This window comes from Mucilaginibacter sp. PAMC 26640 (genome assembly GCA_001596135.1).
In the GTDB taxonomy this organism is placed as follows: domain Bacteria; phylum Bacteroidota; class Bacteroidia; order Sphingobacteriales; family Sphingobacteriaceae; genus Mucilaginibacter.
Genome location: CP014773.1, coordinates 4,829,504 through 4,845,955, shown reverse-complemented (window position 1 = coordinate 4,845,955; position 16,452 = coordinate 4,829,504). Strand labels below are relative to the sequence as shown.

Below are 16,452 nucleotides of genomic sequence, written 5' to 3'. Positions count from 1 at the left end.
AGCAATGAAACGAAAAGACAACCACCAGCTTACATTTGTAGAACTGGGCGACGTTTGTGGCTACGACGACAATTATCCCATGGCCCAATATAAAAATGCTGCGCGTCAAGCTATCGCCTCCACAAGTTTTGAAGATGACTACGCTTTGCTTACCTATAAGACGGGCAATATTGTCATCAAAAATGCGCGGACGGGCGTTAAATGCTCAACTGGCAGCCTATTAAAATCAACTTTCCCTGCAGATAGTTGTCTTATTTCGCTTTGGGCTAAGGGGACTGGAAACATAACGATAGGCGGTGTCAGAAAAACAATTTCCACCTCTTGGACCAAAATGTATGGACTTTAACTGGTATCACCAGCTTGTCTTTTTCCATCAATAGCAACCATGTTGCTGAGGTGCGGTTACAGCAGAGGAATATCATTAAGCATACGGATTACCATTACCAGCAATAAGCAGCAACACCTAGGAAAACCTTAACCAGATGCAATCAAACCTGAACAAATACAAAAAGGCAACGCTGTTGCTGTGCCTGTTATTTTTAACATCGGCAGCTTACAGCCAGACGGCGACGATGAACTACGTGTTAACGCGGGTACCGCGAACGCCGATTAGTAATAATACGGAGCTGGGGCAGTTAGCTACTAATAAAGATTCTGTGCAGACGGGGGTGCAGTATTTTGACGGCTTAGGGCGTCTGATCCAGACGGTTAACCAGGCAGGGTCTCCCAACGGGCGCGATATGGTGCAGCCGGTAGTTTACGATGCTTTTGGCAGGGAGGCACGCAAATACCTGCCGTATACGACCTCTTCGAGCAGTACGGGGAACTATAAGGACAACGCGCTGGACCCCACTAGCGGTGTAACTACTTTTTATGCGCCTTCAGGCAGCGGGGGAACGCAGCAAAGCAATGGCATCGTACGTACGACCAGGCCTTACGGAGAGACGGTATTTGAGGCCTCTCCACTGAACCGGGTAACGGAGCAGGGAGCGCCGGGATTTTCCTGGCAGCTGGGTCAGGGGCATACGAATAAGATGGATTATGGCATGAACGGTAATACAGGCTTCAGCCGGTCGGTGCTGACGAACAATGTGGGAAGCGACCGGGTAGCGCTGTATACGGTGACGATTAATTCCAACCAGACGCGCAGCCTGTCCAGGGCGTCAAATAATACGGCCAGCTACGGTGCGGGTCAGCTTTACCGCACGATCACTATGGACGAAAACCGGGATTCGACGGTTGACGGCTGCCTGGGAACCACGGAAGAATATAAAGACAAACAAGGGCAGGTAGTTGTTAAAAGGACGTACAATAAACTGGTTATTGCAGGTAGGTCAACGATTCTGCAGATGCTGAGCACGTATTACCTGTATGACGACCTTGGGAATCTAAGCTTCGTACTGCCGCCGGGGGCGATGGGGGACAGCACGGCAGCGATCAGCTCAGCGACGCTGAACAGCCTTTGCTACCAGTACCGGTACGACGAGCGGAACCGGATGACGGGCAAAAAGGTTCCGGGGAAAGCCTGGGAGTATATGGTATACAATAAACTGGATCAGCTGGTAGCCCGGCAGGACAGCAACCTGCGGCAGAATAGCCAGTGGGAGGTCACCAAGTACGATGGACAGGGCAGGGTGATTGTGACGGGGCTGTGGACGAAGAGCGACCCGAATTTTACGGCGCAGGTGTTCCGAGACAGCGTGTACGCCAATGCGCAGTGGGACCAGAAGAGCGGCACCGCCAGCGGTACGGGGTATACGATAACCAGCTACCCGGCCACGCTGACGAGTAACCTGGTGCTCAATTATTATGACGATTACGACAATATCCCTAACTGGCCCGCCTCAGGAGTTTATGACTACGCTGCCCGCAGCAAGATGACCCGGGGGCTGCTGACGGTCAGCAAGGCGGCGATACTGAATAACCCCGCCACCCGGCTGTGGAACGTATTTTACTACGATGACCAGGGACGGGTAAGCAAAACGATCAAACAGCATTACCTGGGCGGGGCGATGAGCGTTTATAATTACGACGAGGTCAGCACAAACTATAACTTCAATGACCAAGCGGTATCCACCACGCGCAGGCATTTCCTTGTGAACAGCGGGGGCACGAAGGACCTGAAGCTTACGGTATACGACAGCCTGAGCTACGACCATATGGGCCGGGTGAGGCAACACTGGCACCAGCTGACTAACGGAACGGCGGCGCCTGTGGCAGCAAGTAAGATCCTGCTGAGCCAGCAGGACTACAACGAACTGGGTCAGTTGTACCGCAAAAAGCTCCACAGCACTAATAGCGGCAGTACGTTTGCCCAAACGGTAACCTACCGTTATAACACCAGGGGGTGGATGGTTAAAGACAGCGCGCAGCTGTTCTCCCAGCAGCTGAACTATGACGACGGGGCGGTACCGCAGTATAACGGCAATATCGCCTCGCAGAGCTGGGCGGGAAGCAACGGTTCGAATGCGAAAAGCACGGAGTACCGCTACGACCGGCTGAACCGGCTGCTTTCGGGCATCTCCTCGGACGGCAGCTCGGAGAAGGGGATCATTTATGATAAGATGGGGAATCTGCTGTCGCTGGCGCGGTACCTGAACGGGACTCGGACGGACAGTTTGAGCTATCATTATCCAAACGGGGGACTGAGCAACCAACAGGATACGATCCGGGACTTGTCGGGGAACAGCATGTATGCTGGCCTTGCGCCGATGGTGTATACGTATAGCGGCAACGGATATATCAAGCATGACGGGCGGACGAATAACAACATCAGCTATAACCTGATGAATCTGCCGCAGACGGTAACGGGCACGACCAATATTACCTACAGCTATGATGCCAATGGCAGAAAGCTGCGGAAGGTAACGGTAGGCAGCTCGTCGACGCAGGCAACCGATTACATCGACGGGATCCAGTATTCCACGCCCGGCACGGGGACGGGGGCGATCGATTTGGTACAGACAGGGGAGGGCAGGGCAAGGCCGAACGGGACGGGGTACAACTACGAATATGATCTGACGGATCACCTGGGGAACGCAAGGCTGACGTTCGATACACAAAGCGGTACCCGCCCGGTGCAGGCGGATGATTACTTTCCCTTCGGTCAAAATATCTCTGTCACGGGACCACTTGGTATAAAAAATCAATACCTTTACAATAAGAAGGAACTGCAGGAAGAAACAGGCCAATACGATTACGGCGCGCGGTTCTATGACCCTGTAATAGGTAGATGGACGAGTGTTGACCCGTCATCCGAAGAGGGCGACCAGGAAAGCCTTACCCCGTATCAATATGGCTTAAACAATCCTGTAAGATACGATGATCCTGATGGTAGGTGTCCGAGTTGTCTTATTGGTGGGATTGTTGGCGGTTTAGTTGATTATGGGGAGCAAGTGGCAACGAACTATGTTCAGGGTAACAAAAATCCATGGACAAGTAACATCAACTTAGTTTCTATTGGAACTGCTGCTCTTGCTGGTGCTGCAACAAGCGGTGCAAGTGTAGTGGAAAACTTGGCTGCAAAAACAGCGATTAAAATTACTGCTAAAGTTGGTGCTGCTCTAATTAATAATACCGTAGAAGTAAACACAACCGATGGTGTTAAAGTACATAACGTTAAAGATGTTTTGAAGAATACAGCAATAGATTTGGCTGCAGATGGCGTGGCTGGTAAAATAGGTGGTAAAGTTGAGGGAGCGCTGTCTAAAGTTGGTGTAACGAATGCAGGTAGATTATCAAGTACTGCAAGAGCAGCTGTGAGAGCAACTGGAAACAATGTTACCCGTGCTACAACAGCAACTGTAAAAGCGGGATTGAAAGTAGCAACTAAAGTAGTTGCACAAACAACAGAAAGCACCATAAAAGCTACGACCAATCAAAAACGGGATGAGCTAAAAAAGAATACGAATACGGGGAATTAAGCTATGGATAAAATAAAAAACATCTTTTGGATTGCTATAGGTGTAGCAATTGTTGGGTACTTTATTTATAAGGTGGCCAGAAACTCATTCACAGACCAGTTTATGGGGAATGCTCCCCAACGAACTAAAGCGGTGATTATAGATAAAAAGAACTTTATGGGAAATCAACCCGTGGCCCCTAAGTTCTCTTACTCATATCAGTTTGTAGTTAAAGGTGAGAAATATACCGGCAACGCCCATGATACCAGTCTAAAAGTTGGCGATACCGTTGAAGTTGAATACAACAAGGAACATCCCAATATTAATAAACCTTTAAACCCCAAAGAATGAGATTACTTATTTTGTTATTATTACTTAGCCCAGCGATTGGCTTTGCACAGACCTTTGAGGGCAAAATCAGTTATGCCAACAGCTATAAAAGCAAATCGCCTCAATTGAAAGATGAGCGATTGGCGACCATGATGGGTACTACGCAAGACTACTATATTAAAGGGGGTGATTACAAATCTGTCTTTAATGGATCGTTTGTTAAAATGCAATTGTATAAAAGTGCCGAAAATAGAAGCTACGCGCTTACAGCTAAGTCCGATTCGCTTTACTGGGAAGATTACAGTAAAAACAAGGATGTAGCAACCAGGTTCGAAGTCGAAAAAGGAAAAGAGACTATTATGGGAGTACTTTGTGATGTATTAATTGTTTATACACCAAAAAGCAAAACTGCCTATTATTATAATAGTAAATATGGTATAAATCCAGCCTTTTTTAAACAACATGCATACGGAAATTGGTATTATGTTATATCAAAGACAAGGGCATTGCCATTAAAAACAATCTCGGAAAATGAGCAGTTTACTTTAATTAGCACTGCTGTGAATATTACTCCTATGAAGTTAGAAGCAAAACTATTTGAAGTGCCTGATAAAAACAAAATTGCACCCGCAACATGGTAAAAAAATGAAAAGTCTAACCCTACTACTTATAGTATTAACCTTAACAGCCAGGGCACAAACACCTGTTCAAAGAGATAGTGCCAAAAGGGATAGTGCCCACCGGCAGTATCATCTTATGCGCAGAGACCCAAAACAAAATTACCCCTACGCATTTGCTGATAGCGCAAAAGCTAAAAAGCCAGTCGGGAAACCGAATAAGAAAACAAGATAATGTAAATGACGAAGCCCCTGTTAAGGGGCTTTTTTGTGTTAAAGCGCATAGGCTTTACGGGCTTTAGCATCCCTAAGCAGACCATCAAGCGCATATAGAATGCTGTCCCTGTCAGGTTCAGAAAGTGAGTTTAATTCGTTGAGACGCTTAAGCATAGCAGGATCTTTTAGCACGTTCAGATCATCGTTTTCTCCCAGTAAATGCCCTACTGTGGTATCAAGCAGTTTCGACATATTACGGGCAACTTCAATAGATGGCTTTGTTTCGTCCCGCTCATACTTACCAATGACTGTATAAGAAGTATGCATCAACTTGGCAAGGTCTTGCTGCGAAAGCCCTTTGGCATCCCTGCACTCCCTTAATCTTTTACCAAATGAATCCATATTGTTATTAACAGCGTTTTTTTACCTATAAATACAAATATACGCAACTAAAGACTACAATAAAATCCTGTCAATGGAGCTAAAACGGCTTTAATCACAGTAAAAAGTAGTATAAACAATACAATAAATCATAATCTTATTGAAAAACTGTACCATATAAATATATTTGCATTATATATAGTTTATTACGACTTTTTTAAAGCGATGCAAAAACCTGTTGGGCTTATCACGGACAACCCGGAGTTATTATTGTACTTAGACGGGAAACTGCACATCACCGTATTGGGCGGCATTAAGCTGACCGGCTTTGACCGTTTAAAGGTGACGCTTAAACTGGTAAATACGGATGATAAGCTAAACGTCTTTCGCCATAGCTTAGACCTTTACAACAGCATCCAAACCGAGCAGCTGATCGAGAAATCAGCCGATGCGCTGGACACCGGCACCCGTGAGATCAGCACGGCCATAACCGGGCTGACCACCGCCTTAGAGCAATACCGTTCAGAACGTTTGGAGGCCATGAAGCCCAAACAGCCTGAAAAGAAACAGCTATCAGAAGCCGAGCGTAAAGCCGCCATAGCTTACCTAAAAGGCCCTGATCTGTTAGGCAGAACCAAGCAGGCCATCGGCCAGAGTGGCATTGTAGGTGAAGAAACCAACGCCCTGATCGCCTACCTTATTTACACATCACGAACCCGTGAAAACCCATTACACCTGTTATGCCTGGGCGCAAGCGGGACAGGCAAGACCTGGTTACAGGAGAAAGTAGGCGAGCTGATACCCGAAGAAGACAAACTGGAGATCACCACGCTCAGTGTAAACGCCTTTTACTACTTCGGTAAAGAGGAATTGAAATATAAGCTGCTATTGCTTGAAGATATGGACGGCGCGGAAGATGTGCTGTACCCGATCAGGGAACTGCAAAGCAAGCGCAAGATCAGCAAAACGGTGACCCTGAAAGACAGCAAAGGCAATCCCAAAACCATCACCTTACAGGTAGAAGGCCCTGTTTGTATCAGCGGCTGTACGACACGGGAGCAAATGTATGAGGATAACGCGAACCGGTGCATCCTGCTTTACATGGATAACAGCCCGGAGCAGGACGTGAAGATCATGGACTATCAGCGTAAAATGAGTGCGGGGCTGATCGATCAGTATGCAGAAAAGAAAGTACGGGAGCAGCTTAAAAACGTTCAGCGTATGTTAAAACCTGTCAGCGTTAAAAATCCTTACGCCCCTTACCTGCAACTGCCGGAGGCCGTGTTTAAACCACGCCGTACCATGCTTTTATTGCTGTTATTCATCGAAACCATTACTTACTACCATCAATACCAAAGAGAACTGAAAACGGACGAGGACACCGGGGAGCAGTATATTGAAACCACTATTGAGGACATACAGGCCGCTTTTAGCTTACTGGAAACCACCTTGCTTAAAAAGAGCGACGAGTTAAACGATGCCTGCCGGGACTTCTTTGAAAAGCTTAAAACCTACCTGAAAGAAAAGGACACCGACACCTTTTACAGCAAGGAAGTACGGGCCGCATTCCGGTTAAGTCCGAGCAGCATAGGCCGCTACCTGTTTGAACTGGAACGCATGGGCTATATCAAAATAGCGAAAGGAAGCCGCTATAAGGGCTTTGAATATAAAATACAAAGCTGGAACGACCTCGAAAACTTAGCAAACGATGCGCAAAGCATGGTTAAATCTATACTTGAAAACATCCAATTAGTAACCCGTATCCCACCGGTAACCCAAAGCCTTAATGGGTTACATAAAATGCAGAAGATCAGCGGGGAACGACCAGTAACCCACGAGTAACAGAAAATGCAAGCCACCCTATATAATCCGCTCTATATCCGCCTGCATGCAGGCTTTACCCAATGGCTGCGGATCCTCAACTTTGAACCGACCAGCCCGCGCGATATGCCTAAGATACTGACCGAGTTCCTGATCTACCTGCAAGATAATAACTGCCATCGCCCGCATGACATCCAGCAGGAACATCTTAAAAAATACCTGGAACGCCTGCACGAGCGGCCAAGCAAAACCGCCGCCGGTGCGATCAGCCTCAACTATATCCGCAAGCACTTGCAGGTGATCCGCAAGTTCAGCCGTTACCTTACCGAAAGCGGACAGGAAAGCTTTACGGTAAAGCTGCGCATCAAAGGCAAAAGTTCCAACGTGAAATGTATCCTTAACCTTGCCGAGATCAGCAGTTTATACGAGGCTGTAAAAGATGATACATTGGGTTTGCGGGATAAAGCGATACTGGCTTTGTATTATGGTTGCGGCCTGCGGAAAAACGAGGGTGCCAATATCAATGTTAAGGACATTTTGTTAGATAAGGGACTGGTCTACGTGCGTAAAGGCAAGGGTTATAAAGAGCGTTACGTACCGCTTGCAGGTACAGGTAAAGCCGACCTGGAGAACTATATCCTGTATGGCCGCCCTCATTTGGCGGCTGATAAAAAAGAAGATGCTTTGCTGTTGAACGTTAATGGCACCCGGTTAAGCGGCCACATGGCTTACGAGCGGTTACAAAAGTTAAAGGCCGTAGCGAAGATAAAAAAGCCCGCAGGACTGCATACGCTGCGCCACAGTATTGCCAGCCATTTACTGCATTCAGGTATGGCTTTGGAACAGATCCAACGCTTCTTAGGGCATAGTAGCATGGAAAGTACGCAGATCTACACCCACCTAAAGCATGAACAAATATAAGTTCGCCTCGGCGATACAGGCAGCTTTGAAAAGCTACCAAACCTATTTACAGCAGGAACATTACGCCAAAAACTATATCCGGCAAAACAGCAACTATGCGGGTATCTTCCTGGAATGGATGGAGGAAGCAAGCTTGGCCACCATACAGGTAACCCATGCCGATGTATTGGAGTTTGCCGATCAGCTTAAACAGGACGGCTATACGATCCGGCTCATTAACCGGGTAATGCTGGCCGTTAGGTATTACTTCACCTGGTTGCAACATGCCGGGCAGGCCACACATAACCCCGCGGCCGGCATCATCCTGAAAGGCACGATCAGGCATGTGCCTCACGACCTGTTAACCCAAGCCGAACTGGAAACGCTTTACGAAAGTTATCCTATAACAGACGAGCGTACCCACCGCAATAAGGTTATTGTAGGCTTACTGGTTTACCAGGCATTGACAAGGGATGAACTGGAAACCTTGCGCTCTGACCACCTGAAACTACGTGAGGGTAAGATACATATTCCCCAAACGGGCAAACTGAACAGCCGGGTGCTTAGCCTTGAACCGCATCAAATCTTAGACTTACAAGAATATATACTAATAATCCGGCCTAAGATATTGGCCGAACGCATGGCCGAGCGTTCCGGCAGAAAGCCGGATAAATATAAGGCCGTCGAAGATGTACAGCGGCTTTTTGTTACGATGAACGGGCAGGAAACGATGAAAAACAGCCTGTTACACCTCAACTATGCTTTGCGAAAGATCAACCCAAAGTATAAACATGGGGTGCAGATCAGGCAAAGCGTGATAACGGAATGGCTGAAAGAAAAGAATCTGCGGGCAGTACAATACATGGCGGGCCACCGCTATATTAGCAGCACCGAACGTTACCAGACCAGCAATCTTGAAGACCTGAAAGATGCGCTTAACAAGTTCCACCCCTTAAACCTTTCTTAATCATCAGGGGTTCAGGTTATCTTCTGTTAAGCAACCAAAAGCGGGAGAAGGCGGGGCTGTCAAGGGAACGTGGAATAAATGGCCTTGTGCGTGAAAGGCTTGCGGGTTTATGCCGCGAAAGTCCCTTTACTGACCTGGCTTCGGAGGCTACCTTTGCTGTAACAGATGATTAACCAACCACGGCCACCCGGCAATGAAACTACCAACAAACGCCGCCTTGCAAATGAAAAACTAACGCTTATCTTTACCCTAACGAACGTTCTTTATGGCACCGAAAAAGTGCAAAACGGAAAACAGCCAAAAACGTAAAAACTTTATGGTAGCCAATACGATTACGGCGCAAGGTTCTATGACCCGGTAGTGGGGAGGTGGAATGTAATTGATCCATTAGCTGAAAAGAGTAGGCGCTTTAGTCCTTACACCTATGGTGATGATAATCCAATTAGAAATATTGATCCAGATGGAATGGAAACGCAAAACTGTTGTGGATTTCTTGGCCCTGCCGCAGGTGTTAGTTTATATGTAGCTTATCTTCAAGTAAAACAAAATATACAAAGCGTTTTTGGCCTTAAAACGTACGCACAGGGCGCGGTTGATAAGGTGAACAATACCATTCATAAACGCGACCCCGGATATGTTGCCAATGTTCCTGAAAAAGTACGGGCTATCCATGATAAAATCATGGATGATAAAGCGGATAATAAAGCGTATGCCGGGGCTTTGCAGTGGGGTTCAGCCAATATGACCGCGATGACAACGGTGATGGGCGCACTGCAAGGGCCGGTGGGTAATAGTTTGGGAACTGTTAAAGGCCCAATAGATGGTTTTACAGGGATAGGAACGTCAGAAAGCAAAGTATATCGTGTGTTTGGCGGAGATGCTAAAGCCGATGGGTTTTCTTGGACACCAACTAATCCTAATGGTGTGGCAAATTTTAGAGAGGCTGCAGGACTTCCATCAGGAGGTGCGAGTGGGTCCACAAACACAGGACAATTTGTTATAGAAGGAACCGTTGATTTTAAAAATATAATAACGTCGCACCCTGCCCAACCTTTAGATGGTCGCGCAGGCGGTGGAGTAACTGAATATATTATAAACCCGAATAATGTCAAAAAAACAAGTGTGTCGGGAGCTAATCCTGCTTTCTAAATTATGAATGATCAATATAAAGGAATGACAGTAAACGAGCGTTTGTACGTGGCTGGTTTGATTGATGACTTTTACGAAGCAATCAAAGATAGGGATGTTAACAAAGTAATTGTAATACTTAAAAAGGTTGAATTGGGTGATGAATCCATTGATCCAATCCTTGAGTTTAATGGTTTAAAGCCCCCCCTTGGTCGCCGTTTGTAACTGCGTCTTAACATGAGGTAAGCTCTTAGTTTACGAAGCCTGGCCATATGCCGGGCTTTGTTATTATAGTGCGGCAACATTATTATTAAAGAAATCCTTGAACTTCTTTATATCCGCCTGCAGGCAGGCTTTTCGGAATGGCTACGCATATTGAACTTTGAACCGACGAGCCAGCGGGACATGCCTAAAATGTTGGCCGAGTTCCTGGAATACCTGGAGAACCAAAACTGCAACCACCCGCATGAGATACAGGAAGCGCACCTGAAAAACTACCTAACACGCCTGCATGAACGGCCATGCAAAACAAAGGCCGGAGCGATCAGTCTGAACTATATCCGTAAGCATTTACAGGTCATTAAAAAGTTCAGCCGTTACCAGACAGAGAGCGGACAGGAAAGCTTCACAGTCAAGCTTCGCATTAAGGGCAAGGCCAGTAATGTTAAAAGCATATTGTCCACTAACGAGGTTAATAAATTGTATGATGCCACCAAAGAGGATGCTTTAGGAATGCGGGATAAAGCTATGCTGGCTTTATATTACGGCTGTGGCTTACGTAAAAATGAGGGCGTAAAAATTGATGTGCGGGATATACTGATCGAAAAAGACCTGGTATATGTGCGGAAAGGAAAAGGCCACAGGGAGCGCTATGTGCCATTAGCAGGCAGCAATAAAGCCGACCTTGAAAACTATATCCAGTATGCCCGGCCTTACCTGGTTAGCGGTAAAAAAGATGATGCCTTATTGCTCAATATTAACGGTAAAAGATTGAGTGGTGCCACTGCTTACGAACGTTTGCAAAAACTACGAGCCGAAGCCAGGTTAAAGAAAGCCATCGGCCTGCATACGCTTCGCCACAGCATTGCCAGCCACCTGTTGCATTCAGGAATGAAGTTAGAACAGATCCAACGCTTTTTAGGCCATAGCAGCCTGGAAAGTACGCAGATCTATACCCACTTAAAGCATGAGCAAGTTTGAGGAGTACTTACAGGAAACGGGCTTTAAGCCTCAAACCGTTTATCAGCACCGTAAATATGCCAGCTACTTTTTAGCATGGATGGCTGAACAAAGCCTGGCTATAGAGCAAATTACCTACACCGAAATACTGGACTTTGCAGACCACTTAAAAAAGGAAAATAAAAATATCAACCTGATCAACAGAATGATGTTAGCGGTAAGATATTACTTTACTTACCTGCAAAATGAACAGCAGATCAGTTACAAGCCCGCAGCAGGTATCAGTCTGAAAGGAACGATCAGAACCGTACCCCATGACCTGTTAGAGAAAGCAGACCTGGAAGCACTTTATCATACCTACGAGATCAAAGACGAACGTACCCATCGTAATAAAGTGATCGTAGGCTTATTAGTTTACCAGGCATTGACCAGGGAAGAACTGGAAACTATCCGGCCGGAGCATTTGAAATTGAGAGAGGTAAAATAAACGTACCAAAAACCGGCAAGCAAAACGACAGGATATTACTCCTGCAACCCCATCAGATCTTAGACCTGCAAGAATATCTATTGCTCATACGGCCAAAGCTTCAAAGCAGATCAGCGCGTTTGTTCACCGGCAGATATGATATAGAAAACTTAAAGAACACCTTGCTGCACCTGGGCTATGCATTGAAAAAGATCAATCCTAAATACAAACATGCGGTACAGATCAGGCAAAGCGTGATCACCGAATGGCTGAAAGAAAAAGACCTGCGGACGGTGCAATATATGGCCGGCCACCGTTACGTTAGCAGTACCGAAAGATATCGGGAAAGTAACCTGGAAGAACTGAAAGAAGCCTTGCTAAAGCATCACCCTCAAAAATAAAAAGTGCCTTTACGGCATCAAAAACGCAGATTGAGAGTCCGAGTTTGAATTGTTGCATATAAGATAAATCCATTAGAAAGGAAGACAGCACCCTGCCGGTGCTGTCAAAATGATGGTTTATACAGCCGGTAATAGCAGCTTTATTCCCCCCGCACATGGAGGCCTTTTGTTTAATTGGGGGCTATCTCCCAAAGCCCCTAAACCCCTGTTGGATCGTTTACGTGCCGGATGCAAGCCGCACAGATCCACCCACAACCCAAGCTTACATCCAGCCCGAAAACGTCTGCCTTTTTTACACTCAATAAATTGCTTTTTCCAAATTAGCAAGATGGACAACTATAGATCCGAGCGCTGAGTAAGACGCTGCTTATTCGTACTTATATGGATTCATAATTCTATTAGATTTACGGATCCAGATGGTCAATGGCCGGATTGGAATGAAATCGGACGCAAAGCTAACGACTTTATTGGCGGCTTTGTAAATGCTTTGGCTTCTGATGTCAGTGGTGCCAACGCTCCTACATCGCGCCACAGCAGTGCTACAGTTTATAATTTGGGGCGCAAAACGGGACACGTTGCCGCTTTATTTGGTGCAGGACAAGAAGTCGCATCTGGAGGAACATCTGCTGCAGTAGGAGTTGCGGGAGCCCCAGAGACCGCAGGTTTATCGCTGGGGCTAACAGCAGCAGGAGCGGCATTAGTAACTCATGGAGTTTTTACGATTAAAAATGCGGCGATTAATTTAATGAATGGCAACGGGGAGGACAATGGTAACCCCAATCCGGAACCACAAAACAATAACGGAAAAAATGAAAAACATGGCGATAGCAAAGCAATTAGCAAAGCAGCAGAGCAAGTTAAAGATTTAAAAGAAAAAATAGGTAACGCAGTCGGAAAAGAAAAAAAGAAACTACAACAAACTTTAATAAATGTTCAACGAACTGCACAAAAAAATGCATAGGGAACGGAACATAGCAACGCAATTAAAAGATGATACATGCATTATTGGTACCTAATATTTCGGTAGGCGATTTTAAAATTGGCGATACTATAAAAAATTACTTGCACAAATCCCCGACATTATACCTCAAAAAAGACGAATACATTGAAAACCTTTATGCTTTTAAAGAACCGCCTGTAGATGTATTTGTAGATGATCTTAATAATATTACAAATATTACCTGCTCTTTTGAATGCATTTGGAAAGGACAAAATTTGATAAGTATGGATTATTATGAATTTTTAAAATTGTCTAAAACAATACCAGATAGTTTCGAGAAAATTTATTTATTAATAAACAACCGAGGCCAAAATCAAACGGTTTATACTTTTGAAAATTTTGGATTACAAATTTGGGTTTGGAACGGGAATATTGTAACGGTAAGTGCGACAAAGTATTGATTTCCTGAATCTGTATTAATATAAATTTTCAGATGATTAGAAATAGCTGAAAATTAAGATCATATGAATGCATTTTCGGTGCGAAAATGTACTCCCCTGCTGAACTAGTACAGCAGCATGGCGCATATCAATAGGCATTGATATTCAAGTAAGCAGAACATAATTGCCTGTTGTTTAAATTATAGTAAAGTGACAAGCTTGTAGCTGGCCAGGACCTAATTAAGTATTATAAAAGTGAGTAATATTATGAATTGTAAACAAGTCGGGACAAATTAAGCCGCAATTGAATTACATCTGTAGCGAGATTAAGTTTATTTTCCAGTTGAATTCTTGAGGTAACGTTAGAGAGCGGCACAACTCATCTTTATAAATGGCCAATATAATGCATAGATTTAAATTTATGAGGCTGAAGAAAAAACAAAAAGCCATGTTCGATCAGTCACCCTTTGTATTATAGGGTGAGTTTTGGTCATCAAAGGCACATACTTTAGTATATGGATTTTTATTTATATCACTCATTTTGCAATTAACTCCTATATTCAAATCGGCGAACCATGTTACCAATGACACCCTCAATTTGTTGTTGAATGGCTAAGTTACGAGAGTTGATCTAAACACAAACTCCTTTACATATTTATTGAAGTGCGTTCTGCTTACTGAATGATAGATGCTGATAAAAGATCCTATAAAGTGTTTCCATTCATACTCCATAGCATTAGATGTATAACCGTTGTTATAAAAATATTGCTTACGGTCATGGTCTACTATATCATATTGGTACACGTCATTTAAGCACCCGTAAGCAAACCATTCATCTGAATCTATAATAGACCCATGGGCAACGTTTGGACGTACTATAGGCTGTATAAATGCCGTTTTTTGTATACGTTAAACCCCAAATGTTTAATTTGCGTGGAGTAACAATTGTTTGGACATTCCGGAGCAGTTGCCCCCCCCCATAAATGAATCGCGAAAAGTTGATTCTGCAATGCTTTGAACATTTAAATTGGTGATTACTAATTCAATTCCACCAAAAATAATAGACAATCCGGGGCTCCAGAGCGCACGGAATGGTTTTTTTAAGCCTCTCGGATTATCTACTATCGCATAGTTTCCTATATAGAACGTATATAATGGAAATGCCATTAACATTATCCAACCTTTACACTGTGCATTTAGTCGGATCATAATGTTTACTTTTATGTATTAATTATTTGGGATGGATAAGGCAACAGTGGATTTGTTTGTGAAGTGTTTTACTCTAAATCAGCGGAACGTCAATTACCTTTTTCGTAAGGAGATTGGATTGAATAAAACCCATATTGAAATACTGGCTTTTGCCGCTACGCTTATCTCTTTTAATCCATACAATGTTCAAAAGCAATTTGTACAGATGAACCTACAACAAGTGAGACAGGGCATAAGAAAACTTGTTGATGTTGGTGCAATTGAATTATGGCATGTAGGGAAAAGAAACAAACCTGCCGTCTATTTGATAAATAATAAAGGCAGGCAATTGTTGGAATCTTATATAAAGGCATGGTTGCCTGTTATTAGACCTGACGTCTTTTAAATTAAAGGGCGATAATATTGGCTATAAGGCACTTTCGCAGCTGCCCCGTACTGTTCAGCCATTATCAAGGCAATAGTCGCTTGCGCGTTCTTTTAAAGCGATATAAACATCATCGCATACATCGTCCGCATGGTAAGCAATTTCCTGGTAAATTTCCTTAAGGTTTAAGTATTCTATGGGGATACATTGGTCAAATTTCTTACTCATAAAAGTTTCTAACGCATATTTGCCGTTACCTGTATCTAACCAGGTTTCAAAACGGTCCATCTCTTTAAGCTTGTCAAATCTCATAGAAATCTCCGCAAGTATAAAATTCTCCCACATACCCATTGTCTCGGAATCTCGTTGGTAATGCCAGCAAAAATCTTCCCAGCGATTTTTTACTTCATCACCTACCAGCGGGTATTGCCTCTTCAGTTTCCAAATTACAAGTCTACAAATTATATTAAGCACAATAAATGACTTAAATTTTTAAAGACATTTTAGTTAGATGCCTTCGAAGTCGGCCAACTATATATGAAAGTAAACCCATGATCTTCCAATTTATTAATTATGGCCGCTTTGAAACCATATTTGATCTCCTTCCAAGAAAACTCTCCAGGGGTCTTTATAAATGAAGAATCTTTGTTAAAAGTGTCAACTATTGCTTCCAAATTGTTCTTCAGTGCGTATTGGTAAATGCATGTCGTACAACCGTCTTCAATACCAAATTGAACTAATACTACAGCAACAGAGGTACCTTGCCGGTTAGTTTTTTTTTCCAAGTTAAAGTCTAAAATATATTGGTAGTAGGGAACACCGCTTTCCGAATACTTTTTACCCTCAGTTGTTGCTCCTAACGACAACATGTACGTTTTTATCTCGTCAGCTTTATGGCCCAAAAGGTTTATAGGAACTTGAGCAGTTGCACGAAAAAGACTGAAAGCTAAGCAAAATGCGAAAACTACTTTTTTCATTGAGATATTTTATTCTCCGTAGTTCCAATCGAAGGGTACCAAAAAATTAGCGTGGAACTATAAGCTGTTCGGAGAACGAGGTACTGGTATACCTATAGCCCACAACAAAGCAAATAGCCCACGCATGCGTGAGCGCTTACACTTCGTTCCAGGGCTATTTTAAAAATTACCAGTTTTCGTTCGCCTGAACTTAGCTTTAACGCTAATACAATAA

At 44.3% G+C, this 16,452-nt stretch carries 19 protein-coding genes and 1 pseudogene; 16 read left to right on the top strand and 4 right to left on the bottom strand.

The window, feature by feature from the left end:
* Positions 1–4: 4 nt before the first annotated feature.
* The 5 genes from A0256_20830 (at position 5) to A0256_20810 (ending at position 5,084) form a co-directional block, all read left to right on the top strand.
* Positions 5–346 carry a hypothetical protein gene (locus A0256_20830; protein AMR33701.1) on the top strand — a complete coding sequence of 114 codons (342 nt, stop codon included), beginning with the start codon at positions 5–7 and terminating at the stop codon, positions 344–346.
* Positions 347–482: 136 nt separating this feature from the next.
* On the top strand, positions 483–3,923 hold the full coding sequence (locus A0256_20825) for a hypothetical protein (protein AMR33700.1): 3,441 nt from the start codon (positions 483–485) through the stop codon (positions 3,921–3,923).
* A gap of 3 nt (positions 3,924–3,926) precedes the next feature.
* Positions 3,927–4,253: a hypothetical protein gene (locus A0256_20820; protein ID AMR33699.1), complete on the top strand. Its 327-nt coding sequence runs from the start codon at positions 3,927–3,929 to the stop codon at positions 4,251–4,253.
* Positions 4,250–4,873 carry a hypothetical protein gene (locus tag A0256_20815; GenBank protein ID AMR33698.1) on the top strand — a complete coding sequence of 208 codons (624 nt, stop codon included), beginning with the start codon at positions 4,250–4,252 and terminating at the stop codon, positions 4,871–4,873. Before A0256_20820 ends, A0256_20815 begins: the two co-directional genes overlap by 4 nt.
* Before the next feature lie 4 nt (positions 4,874–4,877).
* The gene (locus A0256_20810) at positions 4,878–5,084 is read left to right on the top strand and encodes a hypothetical protein (protein AMR33697.1); all 207 of its coding nucleotides are present in this window, start codon (positions 4,878–4,880) and stop codon (positions 5,082–5,084) included.
* Between the two features lie 38 nt (positions 5,085–5,122).
* On the opposite strand, the gene A0256_20805 is transcribed toward A0256_20810, so the two are convergent.
* On the bottom strand, positions 5,123–5,467 hold the full coding sequence (locus tag A0256_20805) for a transcriptional regulator (GenBank protein ID AMR33696.1): 345 nt from the start codon (positions 5,465–5,467) through the stop codon (positions 5,123–5,125).
* A gap of 204 nt (positions 5,468–5,671) precedes the next feature.
* Here A0256_20805 and A0256_20800 point away from each other — a divergent pair.
* The 10 genes and pseudogenes from A0256_20800 (at position 5,672) to A0256_20755 (ending at position 13,709) form a co-directional block, all read left to right on the top strand.
* A pseudogene (locus A0256_20800) lies at positions 5,672–7,195 on the top strand (hypothetical protein).
* 99 nt (positions 7,196–7,294) lie between these two features.
* Complete coding sequence (locus A0256_20795; GenBank protein ID AMR33695.1) at positions 7,295–8,188, top strand: hypothetical protein; 894 nt, start codon at positions 7,295–7,297, stop codon at positions 8,186–8,188.
* The gene (locus A0256_20790) at positions 8,175–9,134 is read left to right on the top strand and encodes a hypothetical protein (protein AMR33694.1); all 960 of its coding nucleotides are present in this window, start codon (positions 8,175–8,177) and stop codon (positions 9,132–9,134) included. Before A0256_20795 ends, A0256_20790 begins: the two co-directional genes overlap by 14 nt.
* A gap of 360 nt (positions 9,135–9,494) precedes the next feature.
* A complete protein-coding gene (locus tag A0256_20785) occupies positions 9,495–10,283 on the top strand; it encodes a hypothetical protein (GenBank protein ID AMR33693.1) in 789 nt (262 codons plus the stop codon).
* Between the two features lie 3 nt (positions 10,284–10,286).
* A complete protein-coding gene (locus A0256_20780; protein ID AMR33692.1) occupies positions 10,287–10,487 on the top strand; it encodes a hypothetical protein in 201 nt (66 codons plus the stop codon).
* 180 nt (positions 10,488–10,667) lie between these two features.
* Positions 10,668–11,462 carry a hypothetical protein gene (locus tag A0256_20775; protein ID AMR33691.1) on the top strand — a complete coding sequence of 265 codons (795 nt, stop codon included), beginning with the start codon at positions 10,668–10,670 and terminating at the stop codon, positions 11,460–11,462.
* Entirely contained in the window at positions 11,449–11,928 is a 480-nt protein-coding gene (locus A0256_20770) for a hypothetical protein (GenBank protein AMR33690.1), read from the top strand. Before A0256_20775 ends, A0256_20770 begins: the two co-directional genes overlap by 14 nt.
* A 119-nt stretch (positions 11,929–12,047) precedes the next feature.
* On the top strand, positions 12,048–12,308 hold the full coding sequence (locus tag A0256_20765) for a hypothetical protein (protein ID AMR33689.1): 261 nt from the start codon (positions 12,048–12,050) through the stop codon (positions 12,306–12,308).
* Positions 12,309–12,861: 553 nt separating this feature from the next.
* Entirely contained in the window at positions 12,862–13,269 is a 408-nt protein-coding gene (locus A0256_20760; protein ID AMR33688.1) for a hypothetical protein, read from the top strand.
* Positions 13,270–13,298: 29 nt separating this feature from the next.
* The gene (locus tag A0256_20755; protein AMR33687.1) at positions 13,299–13,709 is read left to right on the top strand and encodes a hypothetical protein; all 411 of its coding nucleotides are present in this window, start codon (positions 13,299–13,301) and stop codon (positions 13,707–13,709) included.
* Between the two features lie 903 nt (positions 13,710–14,612).
* Here the strand turns inward: A0256_20755 and A0256_20750 are convergent.
* Complete coding sequence (locus A0256_20750) at positions 14,613–14,897, bottom strand: hypothetical protein (GenBank protein AMR33686.1); 285 nt, start codon at positions 14,895–14,897, stop codon at positions 14,613–14,615.
* A gap of 31 nt (positions 14,898–14,928) precedes the next feature.
* On the opposite strand from A0256_20750, the gene A0256_20745 reads away from it, so the two are divergent.
* On the top strand, positions 14,929–15,282 hold the full coding sequence (locus A0256_20745) for a hypothetical protein (protein AMR33685.1): 354 nt from the start codon (positions 14,929–14,931) through the stop codon (positions 15,280–15,282).
* A gap of 54 nt (positions 15,283–15,336) precedes the next feature.
* Here the strand turns inward: A0256_20745 and A0256_20740 are convergent, their stop codons facing one another.
* Both A0256_20740 and A0256_20735 read right to left on the bottom strand, forming a co-directional pair.
* Entirely contained in the window at positions 15,337–15,612 is a 276-nt protein-coding gene (locus A0256_20740) for a hypothetical protein (protein AMR33684.1), read from the bottom strand.
* Positions 15,613–15,764: 152 nt separating this feature from the next.
* Positions 15,765–16,238, bottom strand: coding sequence for a hypothetical protein (locus A0256_20735; protein AMR33683.1), 474 nt, complete (start codon positions 16,236–16,238; stop codon positions 15,765–15,767).
* Between the last annotated feature and the right edge of the window lie 214 nt (positions 16,239–16,452).